The organism is Hydrogenophaga electricum (assembly GCF_030160815.1).
GTDB classification, from domain to species: Bacteria; Pseudomonadota; Gammaproteobacteria; order Burkholderiales; family Burkholderiaceae_C; genus Hydrogenophaga; species Hydrogenophaga electricum.
In genome coordinates this window covers 84,455-104,974 of the sequence record NZ_BSPB01000010.1, presented here as the reverse complement: position 1 = coordinate 104,974, position 20,520 = coordinate 84,455, and the positions used below count along the sequence as shown (strand labels likewise).

At 65.2% G+C, this 20,520-nt stretch carries 18 protein-coding genes and 1 other RNA gene; 14 read left to right on the top strand and 5 right to left on the bottom strand.

Annotation, left to right across the window (positions count from 1 at the left end; translation table 11 throughout):
* Positions 1-37: 37 nt before the first annotated feature.
* Complete coding sequence (locus tag QQK43_RS08910; protein ID WP_234265924.1) at positions 38-847, bottom strand: IclR family transcriptional regulator; 810 nt, start codon at positions 845-847, stop codon at positions 38-40.
* A 116-nt stretch (positions 848-963) separates the two neighbouring features.
* On the opposite strand from QQK43_RS08910, the gene QQK43_RS08905 reads away from it, so the two are divergent.
* The 5 genes from QQK43_RS08905 to QQK43_RS08885 are packed head-to-tail and all read left to right on the top strand — an operon-like array spanning position 964 to position 5,377.
* On the top strand, positions 964-2,016 hold the full coding sequence (locus QQK43_RS08905) for a Bug family tripartite tricarboxylate transporter substrate binding protein (protein WP_284307466.1): 1,053 nt from the start codon (positions 964-966) through the stop codon (positions 2,014-2,016).
* Between the two features lie 53 nt (positions 2,017-2,069).
* Positions 2,070-2,501 (top strand): Zn-ribbon domain-containing OB-fold protein, encoded by a 432-nt coding sequence (locus QQK43_RS08900; RefSeq protein WP_284307465.1) that lies wholly within the window; start codon positions 2,070-2,072, stop codon positions 2,499-2,501.
* Positions 2,498-3,682 carry a thiolase family protein gene (locus QQK43_RS08895; protein WP_284307464.1) on the top strand — a complete coding sequence of 395 codons (1,185 nt, stop codon included), beginning with the start codon at positions 2,498-2,500 and terminating at the stop codon, positions 3,680-3,682. The genes QQK43_RS08900 and QQK43_RS08895 overlap by 4 nt, the downstream gene beginning before the upstream one ends.
* A 27-nt stretch (positions 3,683-3,709) precedes the next feature.
* Complete coding sequence (locus tag QQK43_RS08890) at positions 3,710-4,522, top strand: enoyl-CoA hydratase/isomerase family protein (RefSeq protein ID WP_234265928.1); 813 nt, start codon at positions 3,710-3,712, stop codon at positions 4,520-4,522.
* 39 nt (positions 4,523-4,561) lie between these two features.
* Complete coding sequence (locus QQK43_RS08885) at positions 4,562-5,377, top strand: SDR family NAD(P)-dependent oxidoreductase (RefSeq protein ID WP_284307463.1); 816 nt, start codon at positions 4,562-4,564, stop codon at positions 5,375-5,377.
* A gap of 802 nt (positions 5,378-6,179) precedes the next feature.
* Here the strand turns inward: QQK43_RS08885 and ssrA are convergent.
* The 4 genes from ssrA to ompA all read right to left on the bottom strand — a co-directional run bounded on the left by ssrA (position 6,180) and on the right by ompA (position 8,669).
* Positions 6,180-6,556: a transfer-messenger RNA gene (ssrA, locus tag QQK43_RS08880) on the bottom strand.
* A gap of 13 nt (positions 6,557-6,569) precedes the next feature.
* On the bottom strand, positions 6,570-7,244 hold the full coding sequence (locus QQK43_RS08875) for an HAD-IA family hydrolase (RefSeq protein WP_284307462.1): 675 nt from the start codon (positions 7,242-7,244) through the stop codon (positions 6,570-6,572).
* The gene (gene ubiG / locus QQK43_RS08870; protein WP_234265931.1) at positions 7,241-7,948 is read right to left on the bottom strand and encodes a bifunctional 2-polyprenyl-6-hydroxyphenol methylase/3-demethylubiquinol 3-O-methyltransferase UbiG; all 708 of its coding nucleotides are present in this window, start codon (positions 7,946-7,948) and stop codon (positions 7,241-7,243) included. Before ubiG ends, QQK43_RS08875 begins: the two co-directional genes overlap by 4 nt.
* A gap of 73 nt (positions 7,949-8,021) precedes the next feature.
* A complete protein-coding gene (ompA, locus tag QQK43_RS08865; RefSeq protein WP_234265932.1) occupies positions 8,022-8,669 on the bottom strand; it encodes an outer membrane protein OmpA in 648 nt (215 codons plus the stop codon).
* A 253-nt stretch (positions 8,670-8,922) separates the two neighbouring features.
* Between ompA and gyrA the strand changes: the two genes are divergently transcribed.
* From gyrA to lapB, 9 genes are all read left to right on the top strand, one after another.
* The gene (gene gyrA, locus QQK43_RS08860; RefSeq protein WP_284307461.1) at positions 8,923-11,568 is read left to right on the top strand and encodes a DNA gyrase subunit A; all 2,646 of its coding nucleotides are present in this window, start codon (positions 8,923-8,925) and stop codon (positions 11,566-11,568) included.
* Complete coding sequence (gene serC / locus QQK43_RS08855; RefSeq protein ID WP_284307460.1) at positions 11,565-12,659, top strand: 3-phosphoserine/phosphohydroxythreonine transaminase; 1,095 nt, start codon at positions 11,565-11,567, stop codon at positions 12,657-12,659. Before gyrA ends, serC begins: the two co-directional genes overlap by 4 nt.
* 4 nt (positions 12,660-12,663) lie before the next feature.
* Complete coding sequence (pheA, locus tag QQK43_RS08850) at positions 12,664-13,761, top strand: prephenate dehydratase (protein WP_234265935.1); 1,098 nt, start codon at positions 12,664-12,666, stop codon at positions 13,759-13,761.
* A 1-nt stretch (position 13,762) separates the two neighbouring features.
* On the top strand, positions 13,763-14,665 hold the full coding sequence (locus QQK43_RS08845) for a prephenate dehydrogenase (protein WP_284307459.1): 903 nt from the start codon (positions 13,763-13,765) through the stop codon (positions 14,663-14,665).
* 46 nt (positions 14,666-14,711) lie between these two features.
* Positions 14,712-16,760, top strand: a complete 2,049-nt coding sequence (locus QQK43_RS08840; RefSeq protein ID WP_284307458.1) for a bifunctional 3-phosphoshikimate 1-carboxyvinyltransferase/cytidylate kinase — start codon at positions 14,712-14,714, stop codon at positions 16,758-16,760.
* Between the two features lie 193 nt (positions 16,761-16,953).
* On the top strand, positions 16,954-18,630 hold the full coding sequence (gene rpsA, locus QQK43_RS08835; RefSeq protein WP_234265938.1) for a 30S ribosomal protein S1: 1,677 nt from the start codon (positions 16,954-16,956) through the stop codon (positions 18,628-18,630).
* A gap of 24 nt (positions 18,631-18,654) precedes the next feature.
* Positions 18,655-19,041 carry an integration host factor subunit beta gene (locus tag QQK43_RS08830; protein WP_502260851.1) on the top strand — a complete coding sequence of 129 codons (387 nt, stop codon included), beginning with the start codon at positions 18,655-18,657 and terminating at the stop codon, positions 19,039-19,041.
* A gap of 45 nt (positions 19,042-19,086) precedes the next feature.
* Positions 19,087-19,353: a lipopolysaccharide assembly protein LapA domain-containing protein gene (locus QQK43_RS08825; protein WP_370465242.1), complete on the top strand. Its 267-nt coding sequence runs from the start codon at positions 19,087-19,089 to the stop codon at positions 19,351-19,353.
* The gene (gene lapB / locus QQK43_RS08820; RefSeq protein ID WP_234265941.1) at positions 19,343-20,488 is read left to right on the top strand and encodes a lipopolysaccharide assembly protein LapB; all 1,146 of its coding nucleotides are present in this window, start codon (positions 19,343-19,345) and stop codon (positions 20,486-20,488) included. Before QQK43_RS08825 ends, lapB begins: the two co-directional genes overlap by 11 nt.
* Positions 20,489-20,520 lie beyond the last annotated feature (32 nt).

The window sequence follows — 20,520 nt, the reverse complement described above, 5'->3', positions numbered from 1 at the left end:
TCCTGTGGGTTGAAATGGGATTGGACCCGGGCGCGGACTACGCCGGCCCGGTCACTTTTGCGGTGGCGGCGCGCCGCGCACCGGTGGCACGCGGCGGCGCCGCGCCGTCGCGCGCGTGGAACACGAGCGCCTGGACGTCCTTGAGGGCTTGCAGACAAGCGTCCTTGTGGGCCAGCATGCGCTGGGTGGGACCGGCCACGGAGATGGCCAGCGGCTGATCGCCCACGTAGCCGGCCACCGCCATGGCGGACAGGCCGTCAAAACCTTCGTTCTCGACCCAGCTCCAGCCCTGCGCCTTGGCCTGGGCGATCTGTGCTTCCAGCACGGCCAGGTCGGTGATGGTGCCGGGCGCGATCTGCTTCATCGTCTTCAGACGCAGCTGGCGCGCCGCCTCTTCGGGGGTGCCGAGCGCGAGCTCCGCCTTGCCCAGCGCCGAGACGTGCAGCGCGATCTTGTTGCCCACGTTGGAAACGTAGCGCAGCGGATGCGTGCCTTCGGCAAACGCCAGCACATGCACCACCCCCGACACCACATGGCCACACAGACCGGTCTCGCCGGTCTTGTCGCGCAACAACTCGCAGGCTTCCGTGGCCACCGCGAACAGCGGATCGCTGGCCGAAATCTCCTGCGCAATGTCCAGCAGTCGCGCCGTGGGATAGAAGCGCTTGCTGCGCGCCGTGCGCAGCAGATAGCCCATCTCGTGCAGCGTGAAAAGCAGGTCTGAACAACTGCTTTCCGGTAGGTCCATAAGACGCGCCAGATCCGAGTTGGACAGCTCTCGGCGCTCACGGGCAAACACTTCAAGCAGCAGCATGGTGCGGGTGGCAGCAGGAACGATGGTGGGCATAGTTACTCCGAAATTTCGTAGATAAGCTCGAATAATAACGAAATGACTTCAGAAAACCGTCCGATAAAAGGCTGTTTTTTCCCTATTTTTTTCAATGAAAAACTCAAAATTCGATCTTGCATTTCTACGATATTTTGAAGTATTCTACGACCAGTCACGATATTGTGGCAGAAAAAATGGAGACAACCATGCGAAACATTCTGAGGAAGCTGTCCGTTCTGGCGCTCGGGTCACTCGCCCTGTGCACCGCCCATGCGGCAGATGTTCAATGGCCAGAACGTCCGATCAAATTCATCATTCCGTTCACCCCCGGTGGCGTGACCGACAACACAGCCCGGTTGCTGGCGACACTGCTCGAACCCCATCTGGGGCAACCCGTGATCGTGGAAAACCGCCCTGGTGCTGGTGGCTCGATTGGCGTGGAAGCCGCTGCCCGCCAGACTCCCGATGGCTACACGATGGTCTACGGCACGCAAGGCACTCAGGGCGCCAATCTCGCGCTGTACAAAAAAGTGGGGTATGACCCGATCGCCGATTTCGTGCCGGTGTATGGCGTGTCGGAGTCCCCCTTGGTACTGGTGATCAACCCCAACCGGCCATTCAAAACGGTCCCCGAACTGATCGCCTATGCCAAAGCCAACCCGGGCAAGCTCAACTACGGCTCGGCTGGCGCGGGCACGGGCACGCACCTCACGGCAGAAATGTTCCAGATGGTGACCGGCACCAAGATGACGCACATCGCCTACAAAGGCAGCAGCCCAGCGCTGACCGATCTCATGGCCGGCAACGTCGACCTGATGTTCGATTACCCGGCCATCGTGCTGCCGCTGGTGAACGGCAAGAAACTCACCGCACTGGCGGTCACGGCCAACAAGCGGCTTGCCAGCGCCCCTGATGTACCGGTGATCAGCGAGTTTGGATTGACAGGCGCAGAGTCCAGCTCCTGGGGCGCCGTCTTCGTGCCTGCCAAGACCCCACCGGCCATCGTCAAGAAGCTGGCAGACGCCATCGAGAAGGCCATGGTCGACCCCCAGATGGTGAAGAACAACCAGAAATACGGAAGCATCCCGATGACCGGCATGCGCGACCAAAAGCTGGGCGACTTCGTCAAGACGGAAATGGTGCGCTGGCGCGATCTGGTGCAGAAATCCGGCGCCTCGCTCGAATGACCCCGCGGCCACGCTCGCGTGGCCCTTCCCCTTGGCTTGACCGACCTTCATTCATGATCGACCAACTGACTTCCTTGAAGCCTCTGCACCCCACGCTCTACCAGCTGGCGTCGGACGGCACCTCCCTCGACTTCATCTTCTCACAATGCCCGGTTTGCGGAACGGTCAACTTTCCGGCCAACGTCCCGGGCTGCTCGCACTGTGGGGACCCACTCACCGAGGCCCCCCGGCTGACCCGCCCTGGCCAAGGAGAGTTGCTGGAGTTCGTGACCATCCATGTGCCGCTGATACCGGACATGCAGGCGCCCACGATCGCTGGCGATATCCGCATCGCAGACGGCATCGTTGAAGAAGGCGTGATCGGGGTCAAAGACGAGTCTGGCTTGCGCACGGGCATGACCCTCAAGGCCATCGCAGAGGTGCGCGAAGCGCAGGGGGTCTATGCCTGCGTCTTTGTTCCGATGAATGAGGAGGTCGCGACATGAGCACCGGCACCCAACAACGAGCCGCCACCTCCACGAACTGGATCGACCAAAACGGTGGCATCTACGTGGTGGGCATCGGCATGCACGCCTACCAGTTCCCCACCGAAACACCATACACCCAGTTGGGCCTGACCGCCGTGCGCGCCGCGCTGGTCGACGCCGGGCTGCGCTGGGACCAGGTTCAAAGTGCCTACGTCGGCACCGCCGCCATCGGCATGGCCACCGGGCGCGTGATGCTCCGCCACCTGGGCTCGACCGGTCTGGCCGTGACGCAGGTCGAAAACGCTTCTGCTTCAGGGTCTTTCGCTTTTCGCCAGGCCTGCATGGAGATCGCCACCGGCATGAGCGACGTGGTGCTCGCCGTCGGTGTGGACAAACACGGCGACGGTCGCCGCGCGGCCAACAAGAACGGGCTCGAAAGCCTGAGCGACACCGCCAACCTGCCTCCGGTCAAGTTCGCCATGATGGCGCGCACCTACCTGCGCGAGCGCGGCGCCAGCGTGGCAGAGATGGCTGCGGTGGCGGTCAAGAACCATGGCAATGCCGCACTCAACCCCTTCGCCCAGTTTCGCAAGCCCCGCACGCTGGACCAGGTGCTCGCCTCGCCGCGCGTCGTCGGGGATCTCACGGTGCAGCAGTGCACCCCGCGTGGCGAAGGCGCCGCCGCCGTGCTGCTGGTCTCTGGCCACGCGCTCAAGCGCCTGGGCTTGGACGCGAAGCGCTGTGTCCGCGTACACGCCTCGGTAGCCGGCAGCGACCGCGAAGAAACCGGCTACGGCGATGCGGCCACGGAACTGGTGCGGTCCAGCGCCCAGGCTGCCTGCGAGCAGGCCGGCATCGCCCCGACCGAGCTGGACCTGCTCGAACTGCACGACGCTTTCTCCATCGAAGAACTGCTCTACACCGAGGCCATCGGCATCTGTGAACCCGGCGAAGGCGCGCGCTACCTGGCCCGTGGCGACTCCCAGATCGGCGGCCGTTGCGCCGTCAACGCCTCGGGCGGCCTGATCGGCATGGGCCACCCGCTCGGGCCGACCGGCATTGGCCAGATCGCCGAGATCACCCGCCAGTTGCGCGGCGAAGCGTCCGGTCGCCAGCACCCCAATGCGCGCTGGGCCATGGCCCACATGATCGGTCTGGGGTCGGTGTCGATTGCCCATGTGCTATCGACTGCCCACTGACCGCCCCGCACAACAGGAGAGAAGAGCATGACCACCCAAAACCAGCCACAGGACCTGGGCACGCTGCTGTACGAAGTGCGCGACCAGGTCGCCGTTATCACGCTCAACCGCCCCGAACGCATGAACACGCTGGGCGGCACGATGAAGGCCGACCTGGCTCGCGCCTTCTTCGAGCTCGCCCGCAGCGATGACCAGGTGCGCGCGGTGCTCATCACCGGCAGTGGTGACCGGGCGTTCTGCGCCGGCGCCGACATCAAGGAGCGTGCAGGCGAAGTGGTTTGCGGCAGCGAGTACTTCGTTCGCCAGAAGGCCACCCACGACCTGTTCCGCAACATCGAAGAGTTCGAAAAGCCTGTGGTCGCCGCCATCAACGGCGTGGCGCTGGGCGGCGGGCTGGAAATCGCACTGTGCTGCGACATCCGGCTGGCCGCCTCGACCGCACGCTTCGGGCTGCCCGAAATCAAGCTGGGCGTGATTCCGGCCGCGGGTGGTACACAGCGTCTACCACGCGTGATCGGCGAAGCCCGGGCCAAGGAACTGATCTTCATGGCGGACCTCATCGATGCCCATACCGCACTGGGCATGGGCCTGGTCAGCCGGGTTCTCCCCGGCGAAGAGCTGCTCCCTACCGCGATGGAGTGGGCAAAACGCCTCGCGCAGCACCCGCCCCTGGCGGTGCGCTTCGCCAAGCGCGCCATCAACCGCGGCATGCAGACCGATCTCGATTCCGGCCTGGAGTACGAGCGTTACGCCGCGTCGATGCTGGTGGACAGCGAAGACCGCATCGAAGGCATGCGCGCCTTTGTCGAAAAACGCGCACCGCGTTTCGTCGGTCGCTGACCTCCCTTTCAACAACATCAACTTCATCAAAGGAATCGTATGCAACTGGGATTGAACGGACAGATAGCCCTCGTCACGGGTGGCGGTCAAGGCGTGGGACGCCAGATCTGCCTGGAACTGGCCGCCGAAGGCGCCAAGGTCGTGGTCAACGACCTGTTTGAAGAGCGTGCCAACGCCGTAGCCAAAGAGATCGCCGCTGCGGGCGGCCAGGCGCTGGCGGCACCCGCCAACATCACCCAACTCGACGAAGTTGAAGCCATGGTCGCCCGCGCACGCGCTCACTTCTCGGCCCCAATTACCATCCTGGTGAACAACGCCGGCATCATCCCCGAGCGCCGCGAAAAGGGTGGCCGCACGCCCCCCTTCCTGGAAACGCCGGTGGCCGACTGGACCAAGATCGTTGACCTCAACGTCTACGGCACCATGTATTGCTGCCGCGCAGTGCTGCCGGGCATGGTCGAGAAGAAGACCGGCCGCATCATCAACATCATTTCCGAGGCGGGGCGCATCGGTGAGGCCAACATGGCGGTGTATTCGGGCGCCAAGGCCGCCATCGGCGGTTTCGCCAAGGCGCTGGCGCGCGAGCATGGCCGCCACGCCATCACGGTGAACTCCATTGCCTTGGGCGCGGTGTCGCACGAGGGCATCAAAGATGGACCACTCAACATCCATGCCACCGTGGACAACAACGAGTTGCTCAAAAAGATGCTCAACGTCTACCCAATCTCCAAAGGAGTGGGCCGTCTCTCGCGTCCCGGTGACATCTCTGGCGTGGTGGCCTTTCTCGCTTCCGACCAAGCCCTGTTCATCACGGGTCAAACCGTGGGCGCATCGGGCGGCTTCGTGATGAATTGAGCAAACGGCGAGTGTGGTGCCAGGCGCAGCTCCCCGCGCTCAGGGGTAGACGCAGGGTCCTACACTCGATCCCTGTCCCAATTCGCGTTGGACATCCCTACAGCGATCAAGGCAGCCAGGACACCAGCCTGGCCCTTGGCGAACGTTGCCGGCAAATGCAGGATCGCCCATCTGCGGTGTGCGATGCCCACGACAGCGCGATGGCCGAGAGCATTTTCGCCAGCCTGGAAGGCGAACTCATCGAGCGCAACTCTTTCCAAAGCAAGGCACAGGACCGCACGGTGGTCTTCACCTGGATGGGAGACGGGTAACCCCCTCGGCGCCGTCACAGTGGCCAGGGTTTCTTCTCACCTCTGAACTGCGCAAGGAGCAACGAAACCCTGTTTGAAGTTGTCGAAGAGGCCGTCGCGCATGTCGAGACAACACCCGAAATGGTTTGAGAATCAAACCGGTGCCCGTCCACGATAGTGAGTCAGTTCCAACTCCAATGCGCTTCTTCTTGGTATCAACCAACCGTCCACGCCGCTTCTTTCCCAAAACCATGCCACTGCCACCGGCCATCGCGATGGCGGGAATCAAGCCCCATAGACCTGGAGTCACGATGAGCGATTTCAGTCGCGCCACCGCTGCATCAGGGCCCAATAGCTCAACGAGGACGGTGGATGGACGTCCCCCCGTCTGTGCCCCGACATCCACCTCGCGTCCCGTGGAAGACTTTGGACAAAAGCGGACCAAGGATAATTCATTCTCCAAAGAAAAAAGGCGTTCACTGGACTTCAGTGAACGCCTTTGGACGTTGTGGTGGTGGAGCTGGGGGGACTCGAACCCCCGTCCGCAAGCCTTCTTCGCGCAGTTCTACATGTGTAGTCGTCTGTTTTGAATCTCGCCGGTTGCGCCGCGCAGCGACACGCTACGCAACCCGCCAGTACCCTTGAGTCTCACCCCGCGCCAAGGTACCCGGCGCCGGGCCAGCCGATAAAAATTCCCTTGCAGCGAGGACAGCCTTGCGGCCACCCTTGCCCAGCCTATCGGCCTGCTGTTGCAAGGCTCGCCGGATTAAGCGGCGAGTGCGAAACGTTCGTCGTTTGCAGTTAGTTTTTTTCTGCGGTTTAACGAGGTGACAGAACCTCGACATGCCCTGCTGCGTGTCCGAACCCACGTCGAAACCAATGCAGCCCCGGTACGCCTGAGTTTAAGGCAATCCGAGCAATTTCAAGAGGTCGGCCGGAGAATCGATGTGGGCATCGGCGCCCCAGTGGTCGACACGGCCTTCCACGCCCAGGTAACCGTAGCTGGCGGCCACGGTGTACATGCCGGCCTCGCGGCCAGCCACGATGTCGCGCTCGTCATCCCCGATGTACAGGCAGGCAGTCGGTGCCACCGCCAGCCGGCGGGCCGCTTCCAGCAGGGGTTCGGGATGGGGCTTGGCGTGTGGCGTGGTATCCCCGGAAATCACGGTGCCCGCCGCAGCCAGTTGAGGAAAACCGGCCACCAAGGGTGTGGTGAAGCGGTCGACCTTGTTGGTCACAATGCCCCAGGGCAAGCTGTGGCGGTGCAGCGCGGCGAGCAACAAATCCACCCCATCAAAGCAGTGTGTGGTGTCCAGCAGCCCTTGGGCATAGCTTGCCAGGAACTCCTGCTTCATCGCCTCGTAGACAGGCGCTTCGGGGGTGATGCCAAAAGCAATGTCCAACATGCCGCGAGCGCCAGCACTGGCGTGCGGCCGGTAGCGGTCCAGGGGCAAAGGTTGTAGCCCACGGGCAGCGCGCATCCGCTCGGCAGCAAGCGCGAGATCGGGCGCGCTGTCGACCAGGGTGCCATCTAGGTCGAACAGCACGGCGGCAATGGGGTTGGGAACGGGCCTCATGCCTTGCGCGTCGCCAACAGGTAGTTGACGCTGGTGTCGTTGCTGAGCCAGTAGCGCTGGGTCAGGGGGTTGTATTCCATGCCCCGGGTACGGAGGGCGTCAAGCCCGGCGTCACGGCAGTAGGCGGCGAGTTCGCTGGGCCGGATCATGCGAGCGTACTCATGGGTGCCTTTGGGCAGCATCTTGAGCAGGTATTCGGCGCCCACAATGGCAAACAGAAAGGCCTTGGGGTTGCGATTGATGGTGGAGAAGAAAACCGATCCACCGGGCTTGACCAGCGTAGCGCAGGCGCGAACCACCGATGCCGGGTCGGGCACGTGCTCCAGCATCTCCATGCAGGTGACGACGTCGAAGCTGCCCGGCACCTCGGCCGCCAGGGCTTCGGCACTGACTTCACGATACTGAATGCGGGGTGTTCCGGCCTCCAGTGCGTGCAGTTGGGCCACCTTGAGCGCTTTGGTGGACAGGTCGATTCCAGTCACGTCGGCACCGCGCCGCGCCATCGAATCGGCCAGGATACCGCCCCCACAGCCCACGTCCAGGACACGCTGGCCGGCCAAGGAAGCCTGGCTGTCGATCCAGTCGAGCCGCAACGGGTTGATCTGGTGCAGGGGTTTGAATTCGCTTTCGGGGTCCCACCAGCGGTGGGCCAGATCGGAGAACTTGGCCAGTTCGGCCGGATCGGCGTTGATCGGAGCTGTCATGCCCGGATTATCGCCACCGGCCATAAAAAAACCGCGCCGAAGCGCGGTTTTTTGCAGGTGAACCTGAAGAGGATCAGTTGGCGCGGGTGCCGACCACTTCCACTTCCACGCGACGGTTCTTGGCGCGGCCTTCGCGGGTCTTGTTGTCGGCCACGGGCTGGGTTTCACCCTTGCCTTCGGTGTAGATGCGGTTGCTTTCGATACCCTTGCTCACCAGATAAGCCTTGACAGCTTCGGCGCGACGCACCGACAGCTTCTGGTTGTAGCCGTCAGCACCGGTGGAGTCGGTGTGGCCCACGGCGATCACCACTTCCAGGTTGATGCCCTTGACCTTGCCGGCCAGATCGTCCAGCTTGGCCTTGCCTTCGGGCTTCAGAACAGCCTTGTCGAAGTCAAAGAATGCGTCAGCAGCGTAGGTCACCTTGGTGGCAGCCGGAGCCGGAGCCGGGGCCGGGGCGGGTGCCGGAGCGGGTGCAGCGGCCGGGGCCGGGGCGGGTGCCGGAGCCGGAGCGGGTGCAGCGGCCGGCACGATCGCGCCGTCGCAACCTTGGGCGGCGGTCGCCGGCGTCCAGAAGGCATCGCGCCAGCACAGTTCGTTCGTGCCGTTCTTCCAGACCAGTTCCGACGTGCCATTGCGCCAGTTGTCGATGGATTGGGCGCCAGCGGCGGTTGCCATGGCGGCGGTTGCAAACAGCATTGCCACTTTGTTCAGTTTTTTCATGGTTTTCCTCAAGATGAGCCACAGGCGGGCCAGTTATTGGAACACATTCACGTCTTACAAGACGCTGAATTCATTGTGCCACAAGCGTGTGTAACGGTTGGTCAGTGCATGCGGCGCCACGACCCGGCAGCGACATGGTTTTCGGCACCGTTGCCTTCATGCAACAACCGGGGTTTTCGGGCCCTTCTGGGCGCGCATCCTAAAATCGCCTATTGCCCTGCGCGGCATCCTTTTCTCAGCCACCGTATCGTCCATGACCCAGTTCGCCAAAGAGACCCTGCCTATCAGCCTGGAAGAGGAGATGCGCCGCAGCTACCTCGACTACGCCATGAGCGTGATCGTGGGCCGCGCCCTGCCTGATGCGCGGGATGGTCTCAAGCCGGTGCACCGGCGCGTGCTGTACGCGATGCACGAGCTCAACAACGATTGGAACCGGCCTTACAAAAAGTCGGCCCGTATCGTTGGCGACGTGATCGGTAAGTACCACCCACACGGCGACAGCGCGGTGTACGACACCATCGTGCGCATGGCGCAAGATTTCTCGCTGCGCCACATGCTGGTGGACGGCCAGGGCAACTTCGGTTCGGTCGACGGCGACAACGCCGCCGCCATGCGGTATACCGAAATCCGCATGTCCAAGATCGCGCACGAGATGCTTGCGGACATCGACAAGGAGACGGTGGATTTCGGCCCGAACTACGACGGCTCGGAAAAAGAACCGCTGGTGCTGCCGACGCGCCTGCCCAACCTGCTGGTCAACGGCTCGGGCGGCATCGCGGTCGGCATGGCCACCAACATTCCGCCGCACAACCTCAACGAGGTGGTGGACGCCTGCCTGCATTCGCTGAAGAACCCGGACTGCTCGATCGACGAGCTGATGGAAATCATCCCGGCACCGGACTTCCCCACCGGCGGCATCATCTACGGCATCCAGGGTGTCAAGGACGGCTACCGCACCGGCCGCGGGCGCGTGGTGATGCGCGCCAAGGTGCACTTCGAGGACATCGACAAGGGCCAGCGCCAGGCGATCATCGTTGACGAGATCCCCTATCAGGTCAATAAGAAAACGCTGCAGGAGCGCATCGCCGAACTGGTGCACGAGAAGAAGCTCGAAGGCATCAGCCACATTCAGGATGAGTCCGACAAATCGGGCATGCGCTTGGTGATCGAGCTCAAGCGCGGCGAAGTGCCCGAGGTGGTGCTGAACAACCTGTACAAGCAGACGCAACTGCAGGACACCTTCGGCATCAACATGGTGGCGCTGATCGACGGTCAGCCCAAGCTGTGCAACCTCAAGGACCTGATCACCGTCTTCCTGGAGCACCGCCGCGAGGTGGTGACCCGCCGCACGGTATTCAACCTGCGCAAAGCGCGCGACCGGGGCCACGTGCTCGAGGGCCTGGCCGTCGCGCTGGCCAACATCGACGAGTTCATCAAGATCATCCGCGAAAGCCCCACCCCGCCGGTGGCCAAGGCCGAGCTGATGACGCGCAGCTGGGACAGCCAACTGGTGCGCGAAATGCTCACCCGCGCCAAGGCCGACGGCGGCACGGTGAACGCCGACGACTACCGCCCGGAAGGCCTGGAACGCGAGTTCGGCATGCAGGGCGACGGCCTGTACCGCCTGAGCGAGACGCAAGCGCAGGAAATCCTGCAGATGCGCCTGCAGCGCCTGACCGGGCTGGAGCAGGACAAGATCGTCGCCGAGTACAAGGACGTGATGGCCGAGATCGACGATCTGCTGGACATCCTGGCCAAGCCCGAACGCGTCTCGACCATCATCAGCGAGGAACTGGTGGCGGTGAAGAACGAGTTCGGCCAGACCAAGCTGGGCGCCCGCCGCAGCGAGATCGAACACAGCGCCCAGGACCTCTCGACCGAGGACCTGATCACGCCCACCGACATGGTGGTCACGCTCAGCCACAGCGGCTATATCAAGAGTCAGCCGCTGTCCGAGTACCGCGCCCAGAAGCGCGGCGGCCGCGGCAAGCAGGCCACGGCGACCAAGGAAGACGACTGGATCGACCAGCTCTTCATCGCCAACACGCACGACTACATCCTGTGCTTCTCCAACCGCGGCCGGCTGTACTGGCTCAAGGTGTGGGAGGTGCCGGCCGGTTCGCGCGGATCGCGTGGCCGCCCCATCGTCAACATGTTCCCGCTGCAGGACGGCGAGAAGATCAACGTGGTGCTGCCGCTGACAGGCGAGTTCCGCAGCTTCCCGGCTGACCACTACGTGTTCATGGCGACCAGCATGGGCACGGTCAAGAAGACCGCGCTGGACGAATTCAGCAATCCGCGCAAGGCCGGCATCATCGCGGTCAACCTGGACGACGGCGACTACCTGATCGGCGCCGCCCTGACCGACGGCCAGCACGACGTGATGCTGTTCAGCGACGGCGGCAAGGCCGTGCGCTTCGACGAGAACGACGTGCGCCCGCTGGGCCGCAACGCGCGCGGCGTCAAGGGCATGACGCTGGAAGACGGCCAGAGCGTGATCGCCATGCTGGTGGCGGAAGACGAATCGCAGGCGGTGCTGACCGCCACCGTCAACGGCTACGGCAAGCGCACGCCCATCGGCGAATACACCCGGCACGGCCGCGGCACCAAGGGCATGATCGCGATCCAGCAGAGCGAGCGCAACGGCAAGGTGGTGGCCGCCACGCTGGTGCACCCCGACGACGAGATCATGCTGATCACCGACAAGGGCGTGCTGGTGCGCACCCGCGTGAGCGAGATCCGCGAACTCGGCCGCGCCACGCAGGGGGTGACGCTGATCGCGCTGGACGAAGGCGCCGAGCTGTCGGGCCTGCAGCGCATCGTCGAGAACGATGCCAACGTGCCGGAAGCGGCCGACGCTGCAGAAGGCCCGGACACGCCGGCGGGAGACGCCGAATGACGCAGCGGCCCTACAACTTCTCGGCCGGGCCCGCCGCCATGCCCGAAGCCGTGCTGGCGCAGGCCGCCGCCGAAATGCTGGACTGGCACGGTTGCGGCATGGGCGTGATGGAGATGAGTCACCGGGGCAAGGAGTTCATCTCGATCTATGAACAGGCAGAGGCCGACCTGCGCGAGCTGCTGGCGGTGCCGCCCGAATTCAAGATCCTGTTCATGCAGGGCGGCGGTCTGGCCGAAAACGCCATCGTGCCGCTGAACCTCTCGCGCGGCGGTACGGTGGACTTCGTGGTCTCCGGCAGCTGGAGCCAGAAGTCGGCCAAGGAAGCCCAGCGCTACGCCACAGCGAACATCGCGGCCAGCGGCCAGGCGTCGGGCTTCACCGCCCTGCCCGCACCCGCCTCCTGGCAACTGAGCGCCGGCGCTCAGTACCTGCACCTGTGCAGCAACGAAACCATTCACGGGATCGAGTTCCACGAACTGCCCGACCTCAAGGCCCTGGGCTGCGACGCTCCGCTGGTGATCGATTTTTCGTCGCACGTGCTCTCGCGCCCGGTGGACTGGTCGCGCGTCGGCCTGGCTTTCGGGGGGGCCCAGAAAAACGTGGGACCGGCCGGCGTGACGCTGGTGATCGTGCGCGAGGACCTGCTCGGTCACGCCCTGCCCGCCTGCCCTTCGGCCTTCGACTACCAGACCGTGGCCGACAACCAGTCGATGTTCAACACGCCCCCCACCTACGCCATCTATATGGCCGGCCTGACCTTCCAGTGGCTCAAGCAGCAGGGCGGTGTGGCCGCCATGGAGCGGTGCAACATCGCCAAGGCCGAACTGCTCTACGGCTACCTCGACCGGTCGGCCTTCTATGTCAACAAGGTCGATCCGGCCGCCCGCTCGCGCATGAACGTGCCGTTCTTCCTGCGCGACGAAAGCCGCAACCAGGCTTTCCTCGACGGCGCCAAGGCGCGCGGCCTGCTGCAACTCAAAGGCCACAAGTCGGTCGGCGGCATGCGCGCGAGCATCTACAACGCCATGCCTATCGAGGGTGTACAGGCCCTGGTGGACTACCTGAAAGATTTCGAGAAAGAACAGGCCTGAGCGCATGAGCCAACCCATACAGACCGAGGCCCTGGGCGCGCTGCGCGTGCAGATCGATTCGCTGGACCAGCAATTGCTGAACCTGCTCAACCAGCGTGCCCGCGTGGCCGAACAGGTGGGCGAGCTCAAGCGCCAGGAAGGCACGCCGTTTTTCCGTCCCGACCGCGTGGCGCAGGTGATCGAAAAGATCCAGCGTGCCAACCAGGGCCCGTTGCTCAACCAGCACGTGGCCGCCATCTGGCGCGAAATCATGTCGGCCTGCCTGGCCCTGGAAACGCCGCAGCGTGTGGCGGTGCTGGGCCCGGAAGGTACCTTCTGCGAACAGGCGGCCGTCGAGTATTTCGGCAGCGCGGCCAACCTGATCTATTGCAGCAGCTTCGACGAAGTCTTCCACGCCACCGCGGCCGGCACCGCACAGTACGGTGTGGTCGGCATGGAAAACTCCACCGAAGGCGTGGTGGCGCGTTCGCTCGACCTGTTCCTGCGCTCGCCCGTGCACGTGGTGGGTGAAGTGAGCCTGCTGGTGCGGCACAACCTGCTGCGCCAGGCCAATTCGCTGGACGGCATCGAAGTGGTGATGGCCCATCCGCAAGCGCTGGCGCAATGCCAGGGCTGGCTGAGCCAGCACCTGCCCCATGCCGAACGCCGTGCCGTCGGCAGCAACGCCGAAGGGGCCCGCCTGGCCGCCACCAACCCGGCGTGGGCTGGCCTGGCCAGCGAACGTGCGGCCGCCCAGTTCGGGCTGCACATCGTGGCCCACGCGATCCAGGACGAGGCCTACAACCGCACGCGTTTTGCCGTCATCACGCTGCCGCAGACCCTGGCCATGCCGCCGGCGTCGGGCCGGGACTGCACCAGCATCGTGGTGTCGGTCCCCAACCGGCCCGGGGCGGTGCACGACCTGCTCGTGCCGCTCAAGCAGCACGGCGTGTCGATGACCCGGTTCGAATCGCGCCCGGCCAAGTCGGGCCAGTGGGAGTACTACTTCTACATCGACATCGCCGGCCACCCCTCGCAGCCGCCCGTGGCCGCTGCCCTGGAGGAATTGCAGAGTCTGTGCGCGTTCTACAAGGTGCTGGGCGCCTACCCGGTGAGTGAGTGACATGGCATCCTCCCCAGGCTCTCCGGTTTTTGAACAGTTGGGACTCATCGGCTGCGGCCTGATGGGCGGATCGTTCGCGCTGGCGCTCAAGCGCGCCGGCATGGTCAAGCGGGTGGTGGGCTACAGCAAGTCGCCGTCCACCACCGAGCGCGCGCGCCAGTTGGGCGTGATCGACGTCGAGGCCCCGTCGGCCCTGCTGGCGGTCTCGGGGGCCGATCTGGTGCTGTTGGCCGTGCCGGTGGCCGCCACCGAAGCCACCTTCAAGGCCATCCGCCACCTGATCGGCCCGAACACGCTGGTGATGGATGTGGGGTCGACCAAGCGCGAAGTGATCGACGCCGCCCGCCGCGTGCTGCGCGACCAGGTGGGCGTGTTCGTGCCCGCCCACCCGATCGCGGGCAAGGAGCTCTCGGGCGTGGAGCACGCCGACCCCGAGCTGTACCAGGGGCGCCAGGTCATCCTGACCCCGATCGAGCGCACGCTCACGGCCCAACTGGGCCGGGCCCAGCAGGTGTGGACGGCGCTGGGCTGCCAGATCAAGCAGATGTCGCCCGAGGCGCACGATGCCGCCTACGCAGCCGTCAGCCACCTGCCCCACATGATCGCGTTCGCGCTGATGAACGCGATCACCGGCCAGGCCCAGGGCGAGGCCTTTCTGTCGCTGGCCGGCCCCGGGTTCCGCGACTTCACCCGCATCGCGGCCAGCGACCCCTCGGTCTGGCGCGACATCCTCGCGTCCAACCGGGAAGAGCTGCTGGCACAGTCGCGCCATTTCCAGCGCGCGCTGCACGCCTTCGAGACGGCCATCGCCGCCAGCAACCCGGACGCACTGGAAGTCCTGATCGAGCAAGCCAGCGAAGCGCGCGCCACCTGGCGCATGAACGCCGTCAAGCCCCAATCCTGAGTGCCCCGCGGCACTCCCTTTTTTTCCGCCGCCCGGACCGCCGCGCATGTACGCCATCGACCATCTCGACATCCCCCCCTTGTCCGGCGCGGGCGGCACCGTTCGCCTGCCAGGCTCCAAGAGCATCTCCAACCGGGTGCTGCTGCTCGCCGCCCTGAGCGTGGGCCAGACCGATATTGCCGACCTGCTCGACTCCGACGACACCCGCGTCATGCTGGCGGCACTGGCTCAACTGGGTTGCCGCATCGAAACGGAGACCCCTGGTCCCGGCTGGCTGCGCGTGCACGGCATCGGGGGTGAACTGCCGGTGCGCGAAGGCGCGCTGTTTCTGGGCAACGCCGGCACGGCCATGCGCCCGCTGACCGCGGCCCTGGCGCTGCTGGCCAGCCGCCATGGCGGGAAGTTCGAACTCAGCGGCATTCCACGCATGCACGAACGGCCGATCGGCGATCTGGTCGACGCCCTGCGCCAGCTGGGCTGCCCGGTCGACTGCCTGGGCCAGGAAGGCTATCCGCCCCTGCGACTGGGCAACGGTGCCGCACAGGCCCTGACGCTGGACGCCCCCATCCGTGTGCGCGGCGACGTGTCCAGCCAGTTCCTCACGGCATTGCTGCTGGCGCTGCCCCTGGTCGCCCAGGATCGGCCGGTCACCATCGAGGTGGTGGGCGAACTCATTTCCAAGCCCTACATCGAGATCACGCTCAACCTGCTGGCGCGCTTCGGCGTGCCTGTGCAACGCGAAGGCTGGTCGCGCTTCATCATCCCGGCCGGCAGCCGCTACCGCTCTCCCGGCCAGATCCACGTGGAAGCCGACGCGTCGTCGGCCAGCTACTTCATCGCGCTGGGGGCGATCGCGCCGCCCCAGCCCGGCCATGACGGCATCACCATCGAAGGCGTCGGCCTGGCGTCGATCCAGGGCGACATCCGGTTCGTCGAGGCGGCACGCCAGATGGGCGCAGAGATATCCGGCGAAGCCAACCGCCTGCACATCCGCCGAGGGGCCTGGCCGCTGCGTGCCGTCGACCTCGACTGCAACCACATCCCCGACGCTGCCATGACGCTGGCGGTGATGGCGCTGTACGCCGAAGGCACGACCACGCTGCGCAACATCGCCAGCTGGCGGGTGAAGGAAACCGACCGCATCGCCGCGATGGCCACCGAATGCCGCAAGCTGGGAGCGATCATGGAAGAAGGAGACGACTTCCTCCGCATCACGCCCCCCCAGGGCGGCGCAACCGCCCCGGACAGCACCACCCACGGCTGGCAGCCGGCCGCCATCCACACCTACGACGATCACCGCGTGGCCATGTGTTTTTCACTGGCGGCCTTCAACCCGGGCCGGGTCCGGGTACGCATCGAAGACCCCAAGTGCGTGGCGAAGACCTTCCCGGACTACTTTGAAACCCTGTTCGACGTGTGCGAGGCCGAGTCTGGCGCCATTCCCGTGATCTGCATCGACGGCCCCACGGCGTCGGGCAAGGGCACGCTGGCGGCCGAAGTGGCACGCCAGTTGGGCTACCACCTGCTGGACTCGGGGGCGCTGTACCGGGCCACGGCGCTGGCCGCGCAGGACGCCGGCGTCTCGCTCGACGATGAACCAGCCCTCGCGCGCCTCGCTGCGGCATTGCCGCTGGCGTTCCGCGATCACCGCATCTTTCTGGCCGGGCGCGACATCACCGATCCGCTGCGCCTCGAATCCACGGGCGGCATGGCTTCGCGCGTGTCGCAGTACCCCGCCGTGCGCTCGGCCCTGCACGCGCTGCAACTGAGCTTTCGCCGCCTGCCGGGGCTGGTGGCCGACGGCCGCGACATGGGCACGGTGGTGTTCCCGGACGCCCCGCTCAAGGTCTATCTGACCGCCAGCGTCGCCCAGCGCGCCCAGCGGCGGCATAAGCAATTGATTTCCAAAGGGATTTCTGCTAGCATCGAAGACCTTCTGGCCGATTTGCAGGTACGGGACGCACGGGATATGAACCGCAGCACCGCCCCTTTGAAGCCGGCCGAAGATGCCTTGCAACTGGACAACTCCGAACTGGACATCGAGCAATCGGTCCGCCAGGTGTTGAACTGGTGGCAAGGCAGGCAACAGCCCTGAACGGTCCGCCGTTCGCTGCTGCCAACCGGCCCAGACGGCCCCGCCGGGCATCCCCGCCCGCAGGCCCGATGGTTCTTGGACCCCAACCCCGCAGTGCCACGCACTGCACAGCAACGCCACCCATCCGTCGATCTCCCGCGAAAACCGCCTGCCGGCTGGTGCGCGCCCGACGCTGTGTGGCTGAGGAAACTTCATGTCTGAATCTTTTGCCGCCCTGTTCGAAGAGTCCCTCAAGCGCGCTGAAATGCGCTCGGGCGAAGTCATCACCGCCGAAGTCGTGCGCGTCGAGCACAACCACGTGGTGGTCAACGCCGGACTCAAGTCGGAGGCCTATGTGCCCATCGCCGAGTTCAAGAACGACCAGGGCGAACTCGAAGTCCAGGTGGGCGACTTCGTCTCCGTGGCCATCGACTCCGTCGAAAACGGCTTCGGCGACACCCTGCTTAGCCGTGACAAGGCCAAGCGTCTGGCTTCGTGGATGGCCCTGGAAAAGGCCCTCGAATCCGGCGAATTCGTGACCGGCACCACCGGCACCAAGGTCAAGGGCGGCCTCAAGGTCATGGTCAACGGCATCAGCGCCTTCCTGCCGGGCTCACTGGTCGACAGCCGTCCGACCAAGGATCTGACCCCGTACGAAAACAAGACCCTGGAATTCAAGGTCATCAAGCTGGACCGCAAGCGCAACAACGTGGTGCTGAGCCGCCGCGCCGTGGTGGAAGCCTCCATGGGCGAAGAGCGCGCCAAGCTGATGGAAACCCTGAAGGAAGGCGCCATCGTGCAAGGCGTGGTCAAGAACATCACCGAATACGGTGCGTTCGTCGACCTGGGCGGCATCGACGGCCTGCTGCACATCACCGACATGGCCTGGCGCCGTGTCCGCCACCCGAGCGAAGTCGTTCAGGCCGGCCAGGAAATCACCGCCAAGATCCTCAAGTTCGACACCGAGAAGCAACGCGTCTCGCTGGGTCTCAAGCAGATGGGCGACGACCCGTGGCTGGGCGTGTCCCGCCGCTACCCGTCGGGCACCCGCATGTTCGGCAAGGTCACCAACATCGCCGACTACGGCGCGTTCGTGGAACTGGAACCCGGCATCGAAGGCCTGGTGCACGTCTCCGAAATGGACTGGACCAACAAGAACGTGGCCCCGTCCAAGCTGGTGTCGCTGGGCGACGAAGTCGAAGTCATGGTGCTCGACATCGACGAAGACAAGCGCCGCATCTCCCTGGGCATGAAGCAGTGCCGCGCCAACCCCTGGCACGAATTTGCCGAGGCCACCAAGCGCGGTGACCGCGTCAAGGGCCCGATCAAGTCGATCACCGACTTCGGCGTGTTCGTGGGTCTGGCCGCCGGCATCGACGGTCTGGTGCACCTGTCCGACCTGTCCTGGAACGAGCCCGGCGAACAAGCCGTCCGCAACTACAAGAAGGGCCAGGAAGTCGACGCGATCGTGCTGGCCATCGACGTGGAACGCGAGCGCATCTCCCTGGGCATCAAGCAGCTCGACGGCGACCCGTTCACCACCTTCGTGTCGGTCAACGACAAGGGCTCCATCGTGACCGGCAAGGTCAAGACCGTGGATGCCAAGGGCGCCGAAATCGACCTGGGCGAAGACGTTCTGGGCTACCTGCGCGCCAGCGAAATCTCCCGCGACCGCGTGGAAGATGCCCGCAACGTGCTCAAGGAAGGTGACGAAGTCTCCGCCGTGGTGGTCAACGTGGATCGCAAGACCCGCAACATCCAGCTGTCGATCAAGGCCAAGGACGCCGCCGACCAGCAGGAAGCCATGGCCAGCCTGAACCAGAACACGGGCAACGCCGGCACCACCAACCTGGGTGCGCTGCTCAAGGCCAAGCTGGACAGCAACAACTGAAGCTGAGGCACCGCTCGGTGCCGGATGCCATGCCCTTTCGGGCCGTGGCATCCGGTGCCGGCGGCATGCAAAGCTCTTCGCTTTCAAGACATGACGCGCAGCGACCTCGTTGAAGCCCTGGCAACCCGCTTTGCCCAGCTCACCCACCGCGATGCCGAGTTCGCCGTCAAGGCCATTCTCGACGCGATGGGTGATGCCCTGGTCAAAGGCCATCGCATCGAGATCCGCGGTTTCGGCAGCTTCTCGGTCAACCGCCGCGCTCCGCGCATCGGGCGCAACCCGCGTTCGGGCGAGAGCGTGATGATTCCCGAAAAGCGCGTGCCCCACTTCAAGCCGGGCAAGGCCCTGCGGGAAGCGGTGGACGCCAAGACCGCCGAGATCCTGGGGCAGGCACCGCGCCAGAACGACTGACCGGTACAATCGTTCCACCACTCGGGGAACGGATTGAGATACCTGATGTGGCTGCTCAATGCAGCCCTTTTTTTTGTTCTTTTCGCCTTTGCGCTGAACAACCTGGATGCGGTCACGCTGCACCTGTTCTTCGGCGTCAGTTGGCAGGCACCGCTGGTGCTCGTGCTGCTGGCCGCGCTGGTGGCAGGTGTTTTTCTGGGCGTGATCGTCATGCTGCCCCTGTGGCTGCGCGCGCGCCGCAAACCGACGGCTGCGACGGTGGCACCGGCGCCCCCCGGCCCGATCGACGGCTACCCGCCCCATGGATCTTGACCTGACCTGGCTGCTGTGGGGCCTGCCCATCGCCTTCGCCGCTGGCTGGCTCGCCTCGCGGCTCGATCTGCGGCAATGGCGCATCGAAGGCCGGCAGGCGCCCAAAGCCTACTTCCGCGGCCTGAACCACCTGCTCAACGAACAGCAGGACCAGGCCATCGACGCCTTCATCGAGGCCGTGCAGGGCGACCCGGACACGGCCGAGCTGCACTTTGCGCTCGGCAACCTGTTCCGCCGCCGAGGTGACTACGACCGCGCCGTGCGCGTGCACGAACACCTGCTGGCGCGCGCCGATGTCAAAGGCAAGGACCGCGACCGTGCCCAGCATGCCCTGGCGCTGGATTTCCTCAAGGCCGGTCTGCTGGACCGTGCCGAAACCGCGCTGCAGCGTCTGGAAGGCACCGACTTCGAAGGCGAGGCCCTGCTGGCGCTGCTGGCCATTTACGAGCGCTCTCGCGACTGGCCACAGGCCCAGCAGATCGCCCAGAAGCTCGAACACACCCAGCAAGGCAGCTTCGCCACGCGGCTGGCCCACTACCTGTGCGAAGAAGCCGAGCTGGCACTGCGCGCCGGGCAGATGGACCGTGCCCGCGAACGCCTGGAGGAAGCCACGCGGCAGGCCCCCCAACTGGCGCGCGGCTGGATGGCCCTGTCGGCCCTGCAGAATCAACAAGGCGATGCCCGCGCCGCCCTGAACACCCTGCTGCAACTGGCCCACCAGGCGCCCCAGGGCCTGCCGCTGGCCGCCGGGGCACTGGCCGAACTGGCCCGGCGCACCGGTCAGGAGGCCGCCGTCAAGACCATTCTGCAGACCGCGAACGCGCGGGGGCCGGCGCTGGATGTGACCGAAGCGCTCGCCCAACTGGCAGCCAGCCCGGCCGAGGCCCGGGACCGATACCTGGAGCATCTGCGGCAAGAGCCTTCGCTCGTGATGGCCACCCGCTGGCTGGCCGACGAGCCGCTGTCCGATGCCGCCGCGCAGGCACCGGTGCAGGCCGCGCTCAACCAGGCCAGCAGCCCCTTGCAGCGCTACCGCTGCGCCGCCTGCGGCTTCGAGGCAAGCCAGCATTTCTGGCAATGCCCGGGCTGCCAGAGCTGGGACAGCTACCCGGCGCGCCGCGTCGAAGAACTCTGACCCCACACGCACCGTGCCTGTGGTGCGCCCCC

Bases quoted from the DNA above. Each gene is read 5' to 3' on its own strand.
- QQK43_RS08910 (WP_234265924.1), bottom strand. From the start codon at position 847: ATGCCCACCATCGTTCCTGCTGCCACCCGCACCATGCTGCTGCTTGAA.
- QQK43_RS08900 (WP_284307465.1), top strand. From the start codon at position 2,070: ATGATCGACCAACTGACTTCCTTGAAGCCTCTGCACCCCACGCTCTAC.
- QQK43_RS08895 (WP_284307464.1), top strand. From the start codon at position 2,498: ATGAGCACCGGCACCCAACAACGAGCCGCCACCTCCACGAACTGGATC.
- QQK43_RS08890 (WP_234265928.1), top strand. From the start codon at position 3,710: ATGACCACCCAAAACCAGCCACAGGACCTGGGCACGCTGCTGTACGAA.
- QQK43_RS08885 (WP_284307463.1), top strand. From the start codon at position 4,562: ATGCAACTGGGATTGAACGGACAGATAGCCCTCGTCACGGGTGGCGGT.
- QQK43_RS08875 (WP_284307462.1), bottom strand. From the start codon at position 7,244: ATGAGGCCCGTTCCCAACCCCATTGCCGCCGTGCTGTTCGACCTAGAT.
- ubiG (WP_234265931.1), bottom strand. From the start codon at position 7,948: ATGACAGCTCCGATCAACGCCGATCCGGCCGAACTGGCCAAGTTCTCC.
- ompA (WP_234265932.1), bottom strand. From the start codon at position 8,669: ATGAAAAAACTGAACAAAGTGGCAATGCTGTTTGCAACCGCCGCCATG.
- gyrA (WP_284307461.1), top strand. From the start codon at position 8,923: ATGACCCAGTTCGCCAAAGAGACCCTGCCTATCAGCCTGGAAGAGGAG.
- serC (WP_284307460.1), top strand. From the start codon at position 11,565: ATGACGCAGCGGCCCTACAACTTCTCGGCCGGGCCCGCCGCCATGCCC.
- pheA (WP_234265935.1), top strand. From the start codon at position 12,664: ATGAGCCAACCCATACAGACCGAGGCCCTGGGCGCGCTGCGCGTGCAG.
- QQK43_RS08845 (WP_284307459.1), top strand. From the start codon at position 13,763: ATGGCATCCTCCCCAGGCTCTCCGGTTTTTGAACAGTTGGGACTCATC.
- QQK43_RS08840 (WP_284307458.1), top strand. From the start codon at position 14,712: ATGTACGCCATCGACCATCTCGACATCCCCCCCTTGTCCGGCGCGGGC.
- rpsA (WP_234265938.1), top strand. From the start codon at position 16,954: ATGTCTGAATCTTTTGCCGCCCTGTTCGAAGAGTCCCTCAAGCGCGCT.
- QQK43_RS08830 (WP_502260851.1), top strand. From the start codon at position 18,655: ATGCCATGCCCTTTCGGGCCGTGGCATCCGGTGCCGGCGGCATGCAAA.
- QQK43_RS08825 (WP_370465242.1), top strand. From the start codon at position 19,087: ATGTGGCTGCTCAATGCAGCCCTTTTTTTTGTTCTTTTCGCCTTTGCG.
- lapB (WP_234265941.1), top strand. From the start codon at position 19,343: ATGGATCTTGACCTGACCTGGCTGCTGTGGGGCCTGCCCATCGCCTTC.